Annotated in this window: 14 protein-coding genes; 10 read left to right on the plus strand and 4 right to left on the minus strand. The window is 64.1% G+C overall.

The features are described from left to right. Positions 1-93 precede the first annotated feature (93 nt). Together IM543_20750 and IM543_20755 are read left to right on the plus strand one after the other, a co-directional pair. Complete coding sequence (locus IM543_20750) at positions 94-1,791, plus strand: Kef family K(+) transporter (protein QOY93924.1); 1,698 nt, start codon at positions 94-96, stop codon at positions 1,789-1,791. A 102-nt stretch (positions 1,792-1,893) separates the two neighbouring features. Further along, positions 1,894-2,862 carry an IS1595 family transposase gene (locus tag IM543_20755; protein ID QOY93925.1) on the plus strand — a complete coding sequence of 323 codons (969 nt, stop codon included), beginning with the start codon at positions 1,894-1,896 and terminating at the stop codon, positions 2,860-2,862. A gap of 73 nt (positions 2,863-2,935) precedes the next feature. Here IM543_20755 and IM543_20760 read toward each other — a convergent pair whose 3' ends face one another. Further along, complete coding sequence (locus IM543_20760; protein QOY93926.1) at positions 2,936-4,906, minus strand: AAA family ATPase; 1,971 nt, start codon at positions 4,904-4,906, stop codon at positions 2,936-2,938. Between the two features lie 592 nt (positions 4,907-5,498). Here IM543_20760 and IM543_20765 point away from each other — a divergent pair. Continuing rightward, positions 5,499-5,768, plus strand: a complete 270-nt coding sequence (locus IM543_20765) for a hypothetical protein (protein ID QOY93927.1) — start codon at positions 5,499-5,501, stop codon at positions 5,766-5,768. Positions 5,769-5,841: 73 nt separating this feature from the next. Here IM543_20765 and IM543_20770 read toward each other — a convergent pair whose 3' ends face one another. Then, a complete protein-coding gene (locus tag IM543_20770) occupies positions 5,842-6,387 on the minus strand; it encodes a DUF1697 domain-containing protein (protein ID QOY93928.1) in 546 nt (181 codons plus the stop codon). 61 nt (positions 6,388-6,448) lie between these two features. After that, positions 6,449-7,051 (minus strand): glutathione transferase GstA, encoded by a 603-nt coding sequence (gstA, locus tag IM543_20775; protein ID QOY93929.1) that lies wholly within the window; start codon positions 7,049-7,051, stop codon positions 6,449-6,451. A gap of 179 nt (positions 7,052-7,230) precedes the next feature. On the opposite strand from gstA, the gene IM543_20780 reads away from it, so the two are divergent. Then, entirely contained in the window at positions 7,231-7,560 is a 330-nt protein-coding gene (locus tag IM543_20780) for a hypothetical protein (protein ID QOY93930.1), read from the plus strand. Further along, positions 7,557-8,405: an HDOD domain-containing protein gene (locus IM543_20785; protein ID QOY93931.1), complete on the plus strand. Its 849-nt coding sequence runs from the start codon at positions 7,557-7,559 to the stop codon at positions 8,403-8,405. Before IM543_20780 ends, IM543_20785 begins: the two co-directional genes overlap by 4 nt. A 187-nt stretch (positions 8,406-8,592) precedes the next feature. On the opposite strand, the gene IM543_20790 is transcribed toward IM543_20785, so the two are convergent. Further along, positions 8,593-8,997 (minus strand): hypothetical protein, encoded by a 405-nt coding sequence (locus IM543_20790; GenBank protein QOY93932.1) that lies wholly within the window; start codon positions 8,995-8,997, stop codon positions 8,593-8,595. A gap of 614 nt (positions 8,998-9,611) precedes the next feature. Here IM543_20790 and miaB point away from each other — a divergent pair. The 5 genes from miaB to lnt all read left to right on the plus strand — a co-directional run bounded on the left by miaB (position 9,612) and on the right by lnt (position 15,229). Further along, positions 9,612-11,012 carry a tRNA (N6-isopentenyl adenosine(37)-C2)-methylthiotransferase MiaB gene (miaB, locus tag IM543_20795; protein QOY93933.1) on the plus strand — a complete coding sequence of 467 codons (1,401 nt, stop codon included), beginning with the start codon at positions 9,612-9,614 and terminating at the stop codon, positions 11,010-11,012. Continuing rightward, positions 11,009-12,109: a PhoH family protein gene (locus tag IM543_20800; protein QOY93934.1), complete on the plus strand. Its 1,101-nt coding sequence runs from the start codon at positions 11,009-11,011 to the stop codon at positions 12,107-12,109. The genes miaB and IM543_20800 overlap by 4 nt, the downstream gene beginning before the upstream one ends. Then, on the plus strand, positions 12,090-12,557 hold the full coding sequence (ybeY, locus tag IM543_20805) for an rRNA maturation RNase YbeY (GenBank protein ID QOY93935.1): 468 nt from the start codon (positions 12,090-12,092) through the stop codon (positions 12,555-12,557). The genes IM543_20800 and ybeY overlap by 20 nt, the downstream gene beginning before the upstream one ends. 225 nt (positions 12,558-12,782) lie before the next feature. Further along, a complete protein-coding gene (locus tag IM543_20810; GenBank protein ID QOY93936.1) occupies positions 12,783-13,661 on the plus strand; it encodes a CBS domain-containing protein in 879 nt (292 codons plus the stop codon). Continuing rightward, the gene (gene lnt / locus IM543_20815; GenBank protein QOY93937.1) at positions 13,661-15,229 is read left to right on the plus strand and encodes an apolipoprotein N-acyltransferase; all 1,569 of its coding nucleotides are present in this window, start codon (positions 13,661-13,663) and stop codon (positions 15,227-15,229) included. The genes IM543_20810 and lnt overlap by 1 nt, the downstream gene beginning before the upstream one ends. The last annotated feature ends 110 nt before the right edge of the window (positions 15,230-15,339 follow it).

The raw sequence follows: 15,339 nt of genomic DNA on the forward strand, positions 1-15,339 counted from the left end.
CAATTCCCAATAAATCGGCGACAAGGACCCCGAACGTGCGGCATCCGTCGCTTATACTCGTAGGCTTGTCAACCTGCCACGGGAACCGTACGGATGCACCATGACCTCAGCCTGATCACCACCATTGCCGCCGCGCTGGGCCTCGGCCTGCTGTTCGGCATGTTCGCCATCCGCCTGAAGCTGCCCGCGCTGGTCGGCTACCTCGCCGCCGGCGTCCTGATCGGACCTGCCACGCCGGGCTTCGTCGCCGACATGGCGCTGGCGTCGCAGCTGGCCGAGATCGGGGTCATGCTGCTGATGTTCGGCGTCGGCCTGCACTTCTCGCTGGGCGACCTGCTCGACGTAAAGAAGATCGCCCTGCCCGGCGCGCTGCTGCAGATCGGCGTGGCCACCGCGATGGGCATCGGCCTGGCGCATTGGTGGGGCTGGGGCCTGGGCGCGGGACTGGTGTTCGGCCTGGCGCTGTCGGTGGCCAGCACCGTGGTGCTGCTGCGGGCGCTGGAGGCGCGCGGCGCGCTCGATTCGATGAACGGCCGCATCGCGGTGGGCTGGCTGGTGGTCGAGGACCTGGTGATGGTGCTGGTGCTGGTGATGCTGCCGGCGCTCGCCGGTCCGCTCGGCGGCAAGGGCGACGCCGGCGCCGAGCTGTGGCCGGCGCTGGGCAAGACCCTGCTGCAGGTCGGCGCCTTCGTGGCCTTCATGCTGATTGTCGGCCGCAAGATCTTCCCGTGGTTCCTCTGGAGGGTGGCCAAGACAAACTCGCGCGAGCTGTTCACGCTGGCCGTCATCGCCGCGGCGGTCGGCATCGCCTTTGCCTCCTCGGCGCTGTTCGGCGTGTCCTTTGCGCTGGGCGCCTTCTTCGCCGGCATGGTGCTGCGCGAGTCCGAACTGAGCCACCGCGCGGCCGAGGAATCGCTGCCGCTGCGCGACGCGTTCTCGGTGCTGTTCTTCGTCTCGGTCGGCATGCTGTTCGACCCGATGGTGCTGGTCGAGTACCCGCTGCAGGTGCTGGCGACCGTGGCGATCATCCTGTTCGGCAAATCGCTGGCGGCCTTCGTGCTGGTGCTGGCGCTGCGCTACCCGATCAACACAGCCGTCACCGTGTCCGCCAGCCTGGCGCAGATCGGCGAGTTCTCCTTCATCCTGGCGGCGCTGGGCATGCAGCTGGAACTGTTGCCGGTGCTGGGCCAGAACCTGATCCTGGCCGGCGCCATCATCTCGATCGCGGTCAATCCGCTGATGTTCAGCCTGGCGGCGCCGCTGGAAAAGTGGCTGCGCGCGAGGCCCGAGCTGGCGCGCAAGCTGGAGCGCCCGGCCGACCCGCTGGCCGAGCTGCCGATGGAAACGGCGCGCGAGAAGCTCAGCGGCCAGGTGGTGCTGGTGGGATTCGGCCGGGTCGGCCGCCGCATCGCCGACCAATTGCTGGCGCGCGGCGTGCACTTCGTGGTGGCGGAACAGAACCGCGAGATCGTCGAGCATCTGCGCGCGCGCGGCATCCCGGCGGTGGCCGGCAACGCGGCCGAGCCGGCGGTGCTGATCCAGGCCCACATCACGCATGCGGCGCTGCTGGTCATTGCCACGCCGGATACCTTCGACGTGCGCCGGATGGTGGAGGTCGCGCGCATGCTCAACCCCACAGTCCAGGTGCTGGTGCGCTCGCACAACGAGAGCGAGGCGGCGCTGCTGCGCGAGGATACCGGCGGCAAGGTGTTCGTCGGCGAGCAGGAGCTGGCGGCAAGCATGACGCGGCAGGTGGTGGAGACGCTCAAGGAGCGGTCCGCGGCGCATTGAACCACGTAAAAAAACGGCTCTGTCAGCGTTAACTATGGATGAGGGCTGAACTGCTGAGCACCTCCCTGGTCGAACACCTGTCTCCATCGACAGGAAGCGGCCGTGAAAACACCCAGCTTCAAGAAATGGTTCGCGCGGCTGCCCGCGCTGAACGGGGCGCAGCGCCAACAAACACTGGCGGCATTGCATCCGGCCGCAGGGCTGGACCGGGTCGTCGCCCTCATCGAGCAGATCCGCGCACCCCAACGCGCCTGCCCGCGCTGCGCCTCCCAGCGCTGCCACCGGCACGGCCATGCCAACGGCCTGCAGCGCTATCGCTGCCGGGAATGCGGCCGCAGCTTCAACGACCTGAGCGGCACGCCTTTCGCGCGGCTGCGCCTGCGCGAAAAATGGCTCGACTACCTGGACGCATTGATCGCGGCCACATCGGTGCGGCGTGCCGCCCTTGACGTCGGCGTGCACCGCAACACCGCGTTTCGCTGGCGCCACCGCTTCGTCGACCGGGTCAAGCACAGCCAGCCAGAGCAATTGAGCGGCATCGTCGAGGCCGATGAAATGTTCATCCTGGAATCGCAAAAGGGCGCGCGCAAGCTGGACCGGGCGCCGAGAAAGCGTGGCGGCGCGGCGCGCAAACGCGGCATCTCAAACGAGCTCGACTGCATCCTGGTGGCACGCGACCGCGGCAGGCAGACCATCGGCGCGCTGGTCGGGCGCGGGGCCTTGAGGACGGTGCACCTGGAACGCCACCTGCTGCCCAAGCTCGACCGGCAAGCACTCCTGGTCAGCGACGCCAACGCTGCCTACCGGGCGTTTTCACGCAAACATGGGATCGCCCACCAAGCGGTCAACCTGCGCGCGGGCGTGCGGGTGCGCCGCCAGGCTGGCGGCGCCCTCCACGTCCAGAATGTCAACGCCTTCCATCAGCGTCTGCGCGACTGGCTGGCCCGCTTCCGCGGCGTGGCATCGCGCTACCTGCCGAATTACCTCGGCTGGCACCGGGTGCTCGACCGCGCGCAGGTAATTTCTGCGGAACAGTTCTTACGCATCGCAATCGGGGTCATCAATAGATAAAGGTAACAGCGCCAAAAAAACCCGCCGGCTTGCGCGCGGCGGGTTCAAGAACAGCAAGGAAAAGCCGTCAGACTCAGGCGGCAACCACCTCTTCCACGCACAGCTTGAGGTTGGCATGGCGCCCATGCAGCTGCGAATGGATCAGCTCGCTGCGCTCTTCGAGCAGGTCGAACACCGCATCCTTCGACAGCACGTATTCGTCCATCAGGGTGTCCTTGAGCGACTCGATCACCAGCTTGTAGTCGCGGATCGCGTTCAGGGTGTAGCTGTACAGCTCATCGGCCTTTTCCTCGACCAGGCGCAGCGTGTGCTCGCCGCCCAGCTCTTTCGACAGCTGGCTGTAGTCGAGCTTCGAGCGCGAGTACATCGACAGGCGGCCGACCATCAGGTTGAGCATCTTGGTGATCTTCTCGATGTCGTTCTGGCTGCCCACCGAGATGCCGCGCGGACCATAGAACAGCTCTTCCGCCGCCACGCCGCCGTACAGGCCGATCACGTCGCGCTCGAGCTCCTCCAGGGTGCGCAGCGACATGTCCTCGCCCGACTGCAGCACATAGCCCAGCGCGCCGATCTTCGACACCGCTTCGGTGCTGATCTTCAGCAGGTGCGACTTTTCCTTCACTTCGGCCAGGGTCATGCCGGCACGCAGGTAAGGGTCGATCTGCATGAAGAAGTGACCCAGTTCGTGCAGGGCGATGCGCTCGCGCTGCCTGGTCTTCTCGGCGGTGGTGGCGCGGTCGGTCAGGCCGATGGTGGCGCGCTCGTAGGCACGGAACAGCAGGTTGGTATTGATGATCGTCTTTTCCTGGATCGACAGCATGCTGGCGCGCTCGACCACGGTTTCCAGCAGCGCGGGGCTCAGGTTCTGGGTGATTTCCGCGACCTGGTCCAGGTTGGTATCGGTCCAGTCGACCAGGCCGTCCTTCTTGCGCGCCAGGAAACTGCGCAGCAATTCCTTGCGCTCGCCCTTGTTCGGCAGGCGGAAGTTGATCTTCACCGAGAAGCGGCGCAGCATCGCTTCGTCCATCTCGGTGTTCGAGTCGTCGAAGTTGGAGGCGACCACCCAGATCACGCCCTGGCCCTTGTCGCTCTTCACGCCGTCCAGCAGGCCCAGCAGGGTGTTGGCGGTGTCGTCTTCCCACTTCTTTTCGCTGCGGCCGCGCGGCATGAACAGGCTTTGCGCTTCATCCAGGAAGATAATGCACTTGCCCTTGGCGCAAGCTTTCTTGTACAGCGCGTTCAGTGCCTTGGAGCCGCCGCCGACGTAGCCCGATTCCAGCGCCGAACCCGAGGCCGAGATCAGCGGCATGTCCAGGCGCTTGGCCAGGTAGCCGACCAGCTTGGTCTTGCCGGTACCGGCCGGACCGGTCAGCATCACGTTGAACGGCTTGTCGATGTTGTGCGACTGGTATTCGTCACGGTTGCGGATCATGTCTTCCAGGTGCAGGACTTCCTGCTTGATGTCGTCCATGCCGATCAGGTCGTCCATGCTGCCCTTGAGCTTGTCCGGGGTGATGACCGAGGCGCTGGCGCCCATGCCCGGGATGCCGAACTTCAGCAGGTAGAGCACCAGCAGCACCACGGCGATGTTCAGGCCATGGTTCTTGAAGAAGGTGCCGGTCTTCTCGAGGAAGCTTTCGCCCTCGTCCATCACGGCCTTGTGGCCGCTCAGGTAGTCGTCCTTGGCGATCGAATACGGGATCGCGTTCTTCAGCAGCACTTCGCGCTCGAGCGACAGGTGCGAGGTGCTCGGGACCTTCACCACGTGGATCGCGGCCGCGTCCTTGAACTTGTAGACGTAGCGCGGCGACTCCGACAGCGGCTTGGCGATCAGGAGGTATTCCAGGCGGCCCTTGCTGGCGGCCAGTTCGGTGATCTCGGCAATATTCTGCGAATGCACGACCGGATTCGTATCCTGCGGCACATTCGATTTCCAGATTGCCACTGCTGCGATCACGCCGAGCAGCGCCGCCAGGGCGATGCGCACATAGACATTTTTAAACGCGTTCTTGAAAGCAACTTGCAGCTGGGCGAAATTGGGCATCGTTTGATCTCTTGCTAAGTTTGGGTCGACAGCGGTACAGGTAGTGCCTGGGGGTGCCGTGCCGGCGTGGTCTCGCGGGATCGGCGTGCGGCGCATGGCGGCCGCTTCATGGCGTTACACGCCTTGTCCAAACGTGTTCGTTTGGTATTGTTTTGATGCCCGAAGGCAATGGGATAAGAAGACTATACCCGCAAAGAAAAGCGAGGTGTATACCGTGTGACGAAAAAAATGACGATCACAACGATAGTAGATCAATGAATAATGGATTCAATTGGCAAATTATCAGTAAATATTATCGAACATTTAAATTTATTTCCTTCTTTTGCTAAAACGGCATTACAAACCCGACATGAGATTGCAATAATGGCAGGGAGCGCGACGTTAATCCGCGACACTAAAAGATTCTTTGATTGAGCGCAACATGTGCTCATCTGTATGCATCCTGATGGCTTCTTTATATAAACAGCAATTCAATTGAGCGCAGCTAGTTATCCGGTTTTGCTATGCTGATGTCATTACCTGCGATTCCCGATAGATGGGGTCGCGTGGGACGGATGCAAGTCAAGGCTGGAGCACCACACGAGGAACGGCTATGAAACTTTACGCATTGGCAGCAGCGCTGGCGATTTGCCTCGGCAGTACCGCGCAGGCCGCCGTCATCGATCTCACCACCACCAACGAGGCCGCGGCACGGACGCAGCAACCGGTGCGCAACCTGTCGACCACGCAGCGCCAGGACGTCGTCTTGCCGCCCGCGAACATGTCGGAACTGCCCGAGCCGGAGGTGTTTGCGATGATGCTGCTGGGGCTGATCCTGATCGGCTACAAGGCGGGTCGCGACAGCAGCGAGAAGTTCAAGTAAGCTTGCCGGTCTTCGCCCGGGCCGTGCGCCCGGCTGGCTGTCCGCCGGGCTGTAGCACACGACGGGCGTCGCCTCAGCCCTCGTTGCACAGGGCGTGCAGTTTCATCAGCGTACTCCAGTTGCGGGACGTGGTCCCGTCCCCAAGGAGCTTGCCCAAGGACGTAGCCGCAGTGCTATCCAATATCCCTGCCGGACACCAGACATAGGCTGCGCGCTCGCCCAGCACCAGGCGTTCGCAGTCCCAGTCACGACCATCGAGCGCCGCCAGCTTGGCGCGCTGGGCGGGGTCGCCCAGCAGGAACACGATCAGCCGCGCATGGTCGGTCGCCACCTCGCGCAGGGGATTGCCGTCGACGATGGCGGCCAGTGCCGCCTGCTCCAGCACGAAGACGCGGGCCGCCACGCCCAGCTTGAGCACGAGCGCTTCCTCGATCGCCGCGGCGGCCTCCCGCGCACCCGTGCCGGTCGCGTGGAACACGACATTACCGCTGTTGAGCACGCTGCGCACACCGGTGTAGCCCAGGCCCGCGACCAGCACGCGCAGGTCGGCCATGGCGATCCGCTTGGCCCGCCCGACATTAATCCCTCGCAAGAATGCGACGTAGCGCCGGCTGTTCATGGGCGCGATCCTACCCGAGGCTTGTCCGGCGTGGCGCAGTGATACCGCACTGGGCGAGCTTTCAAAGACCTTCGTCGCGCATCGCCTGCTGCACGGCCGGGATGGCGCCGACACGCGCCTGGTAGGCCTGCAGCGCAGGCCAGTCGTTCAGGCTGAATTTGGCAAACGCGGCCCAGTTCAGCACGGTGAACAGATAGGCGTCGGCGATGCTGAACTGGCTGCCCATCAGGAATTCGCCAGCGTCGAGCTTGCCGGCCAGGTAGTCCAGCGGGCGCGCCAGCGCCGCCCAGGCCGCCAGGCGGCCCTCTTCGGTGCAGCCCGGGGTGAAGATCGGCGTGAAGCGCTTGTGCAGGTCGGTGGCGATAAAGTTCAGCCACTCCATGACCTGGTAGCGCTCGAAGCTTCCGTAGGGCGGGGCCAGGTTCGCGTCCGGCGCCTGGTCGGCGATGTACTGCAGCAAGACCGCGGCTTCGGTCAGCACCTTGCCGTCGTCCAGTTGCAGTGCCGGCACCGATCCCTTGGGATTGATGTCGCGGAAGTCGCCGCCGCCGGCGATGGCCTTGGTCTTCAGGCTGACGCGCTCGACCGTGAACGGCAGGCCGGCGGCGATCAGGGCGATATGCGGGGCCAGGGAGCAGGCGCCCGGGCTGACATACAGTTTCATGAGAATCCTTTCGTAATGGGAGCGAGCGTGTCGCGATTTGCAAGCGTACAACATTTCTCCTGCCCTGCTGTGCGGATGCCACAGTTATGCGCCTGCCCATCCGGCGCCGCATCCCCGGTGTTAAGATCGCAAAGTAATATTAGTGGACGGAAACAACTGACAGAATGAGTGGAGGAAAAATGAGCGATCGCTATGAATTGCTGCCGCTGGCGCACCTGTATCCAGGCATGGTGCTGGCCGATGCCTTGCTCGATGCGCATGGGCAGGTGCTGCTGGCGGAAGGCGTCACCCTGAGCGAGTCGACCATCGAGTCGCTGGCCAGGCACGGCATCGGCGCGGCGCCCATCCGCCGCTCGGCGCCCGTGGACCGGGCGAGCCCGGAAGCGCTCGGGAGCCGCCTGAATCACCTGTTCCGCCACAACGATCGCGACGACCATGCCGACTGGGCGACCGGGCTGTTGCGCCGCTACGTCGAGGATTACCGCCTGCGGCCCGAGGTGACGCCATGAACGGCGCCAAGCTCGACAGCGCTGACATGCTGGGCGGCGTGGACGACCTGCCTTCGCTGCCGGCCGTGGTCATGGAACTGCTCGGCAGTATCGACGAGGAAGACATCGATATCGGCGTACTGGCAAAAAAGGTCGCGAACGACCCGGCGCTGACGGCCAAGACCCTGCGCCTGGCCAACTCCTCGGCCTTTGGCCTGCAGGTCAAGGCCACCACGATCCAGCAAGCCATGACCTTCCTCGGCTTCCAGGCCACCCGTAACTTGATCACGGCTGCGGCCCTGACCGGTTGCTTCCCCACTGGCCGTTGCCCCGGCTTCAACGACAAGGCATTCTGGCGCCACTCGATCGCGACCGCCGCCTGCGCGCGCGCACTGGCACGCCGGGTGCGGTTCAATGCGGACTACGCCTTCACGGCCGGCCTGCTGCACGACATCGGGCGCCTGGTCCTGGTGGCGCGTTTTCCGGAACGCTACCAGGCGGTGCTGTCCCTGCGCGACAAGAACGACAGCGAGCTGATCGATGCCGAGCGCGCCCTGCTGGGCGCCGACCATGTCGATGCCGGCGTGGCCCTGGCCGCGCACTGGCAATTTTCAGACACCATGCGCCAGGCGATCGCTTACCACCACACGCCGGAAGCGCCCGGTGCGGGTTTCCTCGCGACGATCGTGCATGTGGCAAGCGCGGTCGTGCACGCGCTGGACCTGGCCGGCAATCCGGACGAGCTGGTGCCGCGTGTGTCGGCGGTGGCCTGGACGGCACTGGGGTTGACGGAAGAAGCGTGGCTGCAGGTCTTTCACGAGACCGAACTGCAGTACGAGGAGATGTCGGCCATCCTGATGGCCTGACGGCAGGCGCGAAAAAAAGCTGCGCCGCGAGATGCGCAGGTGGACGCGACGGGAAAAATGCGCAGGATTCGGCCGGGAGGCGCTGCGCAGGAGGAGGTCCTGGCCGGCGCGGCACTGCGCTTAGCGCGCGGTGCCGCAGCCCGCTGGCACCGAAGGCATGACAGGCGCGGCTGTCATGCCCACGGCATCAGTGGGCATAATTGCCGGTCGACGGATTGGCTTCGTTAGCTTGCTGTTGCGGTTGCTGCTGTTGCTGCTGCTGGGCTGCCGCTGCGGCCGCCGCCTGTGCTGCCTTCTCTTCTGGCTTCGGGCGGCCTTGTGCGTCCGACAGGCGATATTTGGTGCGGCGGTCGCCCATCAGGTCGCGCAGGTCGCGGATGCTCATCCCCGTCACCTCGTGCATGCGGATCAGCAGCGAGGCGCCGACCGGCAGGCGGTGGTGGCGGATCTTGCTGATGACCGGCGGCGCAACTTCGAGCATGCGCGACAGCGCGGCGTCGTTCTTCAGCTGCATTTTACCGAGCAGGATATCCAGCAGATGGTTTGGGTTGTAGCTTTCCTGCGAAGACAGAGCATGATGCTGTTGTGCCATGATGTTTACCTCGTAAGTTTGGTTAAAATAGTTCCTTTTACGAACTTTTGTTAAAGACTACATTTCGTCAACATAAGTTCCCGGACTACCCTGAGGAAATTAAACAGGTCAAGCCTGAAGAACCCCTTAAGACATGGTCCGACTTGCATGCCCCCGCGTACCCTCTCCGCATGCGGACTTGTCTTTCAAACAAATTATCAGGCTCATACGTCCACAGTACATCCGAGCGGCGCATGTGACTCATTGTCGGAAATCAAGCTATCGTGCGGAAAGCTTGTCACATAGGCATTTCAGCACATGGGGATTATTTGTGGCGCACGCAAGAGATTTCCGCAATAAATTTTCCTAGTTAGAAGTTACGCAGAAGCCGTTGATTTACAAGAAGAAATACTGCATTCCTGTATGACTCATTTCAAGCTTCCGCTTCATTTTAACCGAACTCGACATTTAACAATCTGAGCAGCTTTGCAACGACTTTAGGTTAAGAAACTTATCGTTCCGGATGGCACCAAAATGGGGCGCGCACAGCGCGGTCTCCGGGCCGGTCCCCGATTTACGCTAAACTGAATGCCTGTTTTGCCAAAGCATCAGCTCCTTTCTCACCACAGCACTCCATGCAGAAAAAAGTTTTCATCAAGACCTTCGGCTGCCAGATGAACGAATACGATTCGGACAAGATGGCGGACGTCCTCGGCGCCTCCGAGGGACTGGTCCGTACCGACTCGCCGGAAGACGCCGACGTCATCCTGCTCAACACCTGCTCGGTGCGCGAAAAAGCGCAAGAGAAAGTGTTCTCCGACTTGGGCCGCTTCAAGGCGCTCAAGCGCGACAAGCCGGAGCTGGTGATCGGCGTCGGTGGTTGCGTGGCCTCGCAGGAAGGGGAAGCCATCGTCAGGCGCGCCCCGCATGTGGATGTGGTATTCGGTCCGCAGACCCTGCACCGCCTGCCGCAACTGATCCGCGAACGGCGCAGCAGCGGCGCGGCCCAGGTCGACATCAGCTTTCCCGAAATCGAGAAATTCGACCACTTGCCGCCTGCCAAGGTCGAAGGCCCGGTGGCCTATGTCTCGATCATGGAAGGCTGCAGCAAATATTGCAGCTACTGCGTGGTGCCCTATACCCGCGGCGAAGAAGTCTCGCGTCCCTTCGAGGACGTGCTGACCGAGTGCGCCGGCCTGGCCGCCCAGGGGGTCAAGGAAATCATGCTGCTGGGCCAGAACGTGAATGCCTACCGCGGCCTGATCAAGCTGGACGGCGTATCGGCTGACATGCCCGGCGGCGAGGCAGCCGCGGGCTCGGCCGATTTTGCCCTGCTGCTGGAATACATCGCCGACATCCCCGGCATCGAGCGCCTGCGCTACGTCACCAGCCACCCGAAGGAATTCACCCAGCGCCTGATCGACGCCTACGCGAAGATCCCGCAGCTGGTGAACCACATTTATCTGCCGGTGCAGCATGGCTCGGACCGCGTGCTGGGCGCCATGAAGCGCGGCTACACGGCGCTCGAATACAAGTCGATCATCCGCCGTATCCGCGCGGTGCGCCCGGAAATGGCCTTCTCGTCCGACTTCATCGTCGGCTTCCCCGGCGAAACCGATGCCGACTTCGACGCCATGATGAAACTGGTCGAGGACGTCGGTTTCGACAACAGCTTCAGCTTCATCTTCAGCAAGCGCCCGGGCACCCCGGCCGCCAACCTCGACGACGACACGCCGCACGAGGTCAAGCTGGCGCGCCTGCAGCGCCTGCAGGCCCTGATCGACGCCAATACCCGCAAGTACAGCGCCGCCATGGTCGGCAGCGTGCAGCGCGTGCTGGTCGAGGGGCCGTCCAGGAAAGACCCGGAACAATTGCAGGGCCGTAGCGAAAACAACCGCGTGGTCAACTTCACGCCGGATGCGACAGGGCTGGCCCTGGTCGGCCAGCTGGTCGACGTGCGCATCGTTGCCAGCCACGACTACTTCCTTCGCGGCGAACTCGTCGCCAACTCAGATACGATTGCCAAAGCCAGTTGAAAAACACACCTACCCAGCCGTCGTACTTCATTCCCGAGCCGCTCGACAACACCCGGCTTGCACACCTGTGCGGCCCGCTCGACGAGAACCTGCGCCAGATCTCGGCCGCGCTTGACGTCACCATCTTCCGGCGCGGCGAGAAATTCATCGTCAGCGGCAGCAATGCCGAGCGTGCGGTCGAACTGCTGGAGCGCTTCTACGCGGTCGCCAACAAGGTGGTGCCGATCGAGGAAGTGCAACTGGCCCTGGTGGAGCAGCGCTCCGGCCTGAAACCCAAGTCGTTCGCGCCGGGCGAAGCCGATGCGCCCGCGCCGGCCGCCGCGAAGGACAAGGATGCGGACGAGGCGGCCGACAGCGGCGCCGCGCCGTCCGAGCTGGTCAGCCCCACCCTGAAGACCCGCCGCAGCGACCTGCGCGGCCGCACCCCGCACCAGATCCAGTACCTGAATGCCGTGCTCGAGCACGACATCAGCTTCGGCGTCGGTCCGGCCGGCACCGGCAAGACCTACCTGGCCGTGGCCTGCGCGGTCGATGCGCTGGAACGCGACGCGGTCAAGCGCATCATCCTGACCCGCCCCGCGGTGGAAGCGGGCGAGCGCCTCGGCTTCCTGCCGGGCGACCTGAGCCAGAAGGTCGACCCTTACCTGCGCCCGCTGTACGACGCCCTGTACGACCTGCTCGGCTTCGACCGCACCCAGAAACTGTTCGAGAAGCAGGTGATCGAGATCGCCCCGCTGGCCTATATGCGCGGCCGCACCCTGAACCACGCTTTCGTGATCCTGGACGAAGCCCAGAACACGACCGTCGAGCAGATGAAGATGTTCCTGACCCGCATCGGCTTCGGCAGCAAGGCCGTGATCACCGGCGACGTCACCCAGGTCGACCTGCACAAGACCCAGCGCTCCGGGCTGGTGGACGCGATCCATGTGCTGAAGAACGTGCGCGGCATCGCCTTTACCCATTTCGCGAGCGAAGACGTGGTGCGCCACCCCCTGGTGGCGCGCATCATCGACGCCTACGAGCAGAATTCCTCGATCGAGGACCTGGCTTCCCTCCCCAAACCGCTACCGACCAAACATGCAAGAAAAAAAACATAAGCTCGACCTCGAGGTCCAGTACGCCGATACCCGCCTGGAACAGGATCTGACGCAAGCCATGCTGCAGCGCTGGGTCGAAGCCGCCCTGCTCGGGCCGGCCGAACTGTCGATCCGCTTCGTCGATGCCGAGGAAGGCCAGGCCTTGAACCGCCAGTACCGCGGCAAGGACTACGCGACCAACGTGCTCACCTTCGCCTACAACGAAGGCGAGGAACTGGGCGAGGACGATCCGACCCAGGCCGACATCGTCCTGTGCACCGACATCCTGCAGCGCGAGGCCGAAGAACAGGGCAAGACGGTCGAGGAACACGCGGCCCACCTGGTGGTGCACGGCGTGCTGCACGCCCAGGGCTACGACCACGAGCACGACGAAGAGGCCGAGGAAATGGAACAGTTCGAGCGCGACATCATGGAAGTGCTCGGCTATCCGGACCCGTATTCGGAATAAACGGTAGGGTGGTCGGCTCTGCCGACCGCGCGTTCGACTAACGGAAGCTTTGTCGAAACGCAAGCGCGGCCTGGACGCGCGGTCGGCAGAGCGCGATCTGCCCCACAGGACCAGCCCCCCCCTACGTCGTTCTCTACATCAACATGCCGCCAACGGCGCGCATTGTGGCCCATCCGCCCTTTTGGTGTATCCTATACCCATCGCAACAACGGCTACACGCCAACTATGCCCGAGTATCCCAGTGACGTCCGATCGGACGCCAAACCCCACCGGTCGCTGTTCGAACGGCTGACCGCACTGATTTCCCCCGAGCCTGAAAACCGCGCAGAACTGCTCGAAGTCCTGCACGAAGCCCACGAGCGCAACCTGATCGACGCCGACGCACTCTCGATGATCGAGGGGGTGTTCCAGGTCTCCGACCTGTCCGTGCGCGACATCATGGTGCCGCGTTCGCAAATGGACGTGATCGACATCACCGATCCGATCGAGGAGTGGCTGCCGATCGTGCTCGAGACCCAGCACTCGCGCTTCCCCGCCATCGAGGGCGAGCGCGACAAGGTGGTCGGCATCCTGCTGGCCAAGGACCTGCTGCGTTACTACGCCGGGGAATCCTTCGACGTGCGCAAGATGCTGCGCCCGGCGATCTTCATCCCGGAATCGAAGCGCCTGAACGTGCTGCTGCGCGACTTCCGCGCCAACCACAACCACATGGCCATCGTCGTCGACGAATACAGCGGCGTGGCCGGCCTGATCACCATCGAGGACGTGCTCGAGCAGATCGTCGGCGACATCGACGACGAGTACGACGTCGACGAGGACGAAGACAACGTCCTGTCGATCAAAGAGGGCCATCTCGGCCCGCGCTGGCGCGTCAAGGCCCTGACCGAGATCGAGCAGTTCAACGAAGAGGTCGGCGCCGACCTGCCCGAGATCGATGCCGACACCATCGGCGGCCTGGTGGCCAGCCACCTCGGGCGCATGCCGCACAAGGGCGAGGTGTTCGACCTCCAGAACCTGCGCTTCGAAGTGCTGCGCGCCGACGCGCGCCAGATCCACGTGCTGCTGGTCGAGAAGCTGCCGCTGGCCGAAGACCACCACGACTGATGCTGCGCCGCCGTTCGACGTCCACGACCGCACCTGATCCCAGCCTGCGCGGCGCCAGGCCTTCCCCGAAGGCCCTGGTCCTGATGGCGCTGGCCGGCGCCAGTTCCCTGCTGTCCTTCCAGCCCTTCGGCTGGTGGCCGCTGCAGTTCCTCTCCCTCGCCTGTTTTTTCTACCAGGTCGGCATGGGCACCTCGGTCCGCCGCGGCACCTGGCTCGGCTGGGCCTTCGGCTTCGGCTGGTCGGTGGCGGGCATGCACTGGCTGTACATCGCCATCACCCGCTTCGGCGGCCTGCCCGCCATCCTCGGCGCGATCGCGATCGCCCTGCTCGGCCTGTACATGGGCCTGTTCGGCGCCTTCGCCGGCGCCGCCGCCAGCTGGCTGCGCCGCACCTGGTCGCTGCCGGTGGCCGCCTTCGTGCTGCTGGTGCTGCCCGCCACATGGGGCGTGTCGGAATGGATGCGCGGCTGGGTCTTCACCGGCTTTCCGTGGGCGGCGTCGGGCTATGCGCACAACGTCTCGCCACTGGCCGGCTATGCGCCGATCCTCGGCGTCTACGGCGTCGGGGTGCTGGCCGCCCTGGGCGCCGGCTGTATCGTGATGCTGACCCAGCGCGGTCGCTGGCGCTGGCCGGCATTGAGCCTGTTCGCGGCCGTGATGATGGGCGGCTTCGCCCTCAAGTTCGTCGCATGGACCCATGAGGTAGGCCAGCCCTTGAGCGTGCGCCTGCTGCAGGGCGACGTGAAGCAGGACCAGAAGTTCGACGCCGCCTATTTGTACGACATCATCGGGCGCTACCAGGCGATGATCACGGCGGCCCCGGCCGACCTGATCGCCACGCCCGAGACCGCGATTCCGGTCGCGCCGCAACAGCTGCCCGAAGGCTACCTCGCATCCCTGCAGGGCTTCGCGGCGCAGACGCGCAGCCACCTGATGATCGGCATCCCGATGATCGACAGCCCGACGCAGTACGGCAACAGCGTGATCGCCTTCGGCCCGGGCTCGCCTGCCTACCGCTACGACAAGCACCACCTGGTGCCCTTCGGCGAATTCATTCCACCGGGCTTTCGCTGGTTCACCGACCTGATGCACATTCCGCTGGGCGACCAGACCCGCGGCCCGGCGCTGCAGGCGCCGTTCCCGGTGAAGGACCAGCTGGTGCTGCCGAATATCTGCTACGAGGACGCCTTCGGCGAAGAGATCGCAGCCCAGCTGCGCAATGCGCCGCGTCCAGCCACCTTGTTGCTGAACGTGTCGAACCTGGCCTGGTATGGCGATTCGGTGGCGATCCCGCAGCACCTGCAGATCTCGCAGATGCGCGCGATCGAGACCGGCCGCCCGATGCTGCGTTCGACCAACAACGGCGCCACCGCCGTGATCGACGGCCGCGGCAATGTGCTGCAGCGCCTGCCCTTCTACGAGCGCGGCGTGCTGGCCGCCACCGTGCGCGGCACCGAAGGGTTCACGCCCTATATCCGCTTCGGCAACCTGGCTTTCCTGGCGCTCGGCGGCCTGATGCTGCTCGGCGCGTGGTTCGCCGGCCGCCGCTATCGCCACCGGGGTTCGTAGGGTGGACGGCTTCGCCGTCCGCGCGTTCAAATATCGAATGCGCTGTCACAACGCGACCGTGAGTTGAACGCGCGGGCGGGACACCCGCCCTACGAAAAACCGATCTAATC

It is taken from the genome of Massilia sp. UMI-21 (genome assembly GCA_015277795.1).
Lineage (GTDB): Bacteria > Pseudomonadota > Gammaproteobacteria > Burkholderiales > Burkholderiaceae_D > Telluria.

What these genes read in the sequence shown, in the direction of transcription:
- gstA (QOY93929.1), bottom strand. Translation starts at nt 7,051, where the DNA reads ATGAAACTGTATGTCAGCCCGGGCGCCTGCTCCCTGGCCCCGCATATC.
- IM543_20770 (QOY93928.1), bottom strand. Translation starts at nt 6,387, where the DNA reads ATGAACAGCCGGCGCTACGTCGCATTCTTGCGAGGGATTAATGTCGGG.
- lnt (QOY93937.1), top strand. Translation starts at nt 13,661, where the DNA reads ATGCTGCGCCGCCGTTCGACGTCCACGACCGCACCTGATCCCAGCCTG.
- IM543_20780 (QOY93930.1), top strand. Translation starts at nt 7,231, where the DNA reads ATGAGCGATCGCTATGAATTGCTGCCGCTGGCGCACCTGTATCCAGGC.
- IM543_20750 (QOY93924.1), top strand. Translation starts at nt 94, where the DNA reads ATGCACCATGACCTCAGCCTGATCACCACCATTGCCGCCGCGCTGGGC.
- IM543_20790 (QOY93932.1), bottom strand. Translation starts at nt 8,997, where the DNA reads ATGGCACAACAGCATCATGCTCTGTCTTCGCAGGAAAGCTACAACCCA.
- IM543_20810 (QOY93936.1), top strand. Translation starts at nt 12,783, where the DNA reads ATGCCCGAGTATCCCAGTGACGTCCGATCGGACGCCAAACCCCACCGG.
- IM543_20760 (QOY93926.1), bottom strand. Translation starts at nt 4,906, where the DNA reads ATGCCCAATTTCGCCCAGCTGCAAGTTGCTTTCAAGAACGCGTTTAAA.
- ybeY (QOY93935.1), top strand. Translation starts at nt 12,090, where the DNA reads ATGCAAGAAAAAAAACATAAGCTCGACCTCGAGGTCCAGTACGCCGAT.
- miaB (QOY93933.1), top strand. Translation starts at nt 9,612, where the DNA reads ATGCAGAAAAAAGTTTTCATCAAGACCTTCGGCTGCCAGATGAACGAA.
- IM543_20785 (QOY93931.1), top strand. Translation starts at nt 7,557, where the DNA reads ATGAACGGCGCCAAGCTCGACAGCGCTGACATGCTGGGCGGCGTGGAC.
- IM543_20765 (QOY93927.1), top strand. Translation starts at nt 5,499, where the DNA reads ATGAAACTTTACGCATTGGCAGCAGCGCTGGCGATTTGCCTCGGCAGT.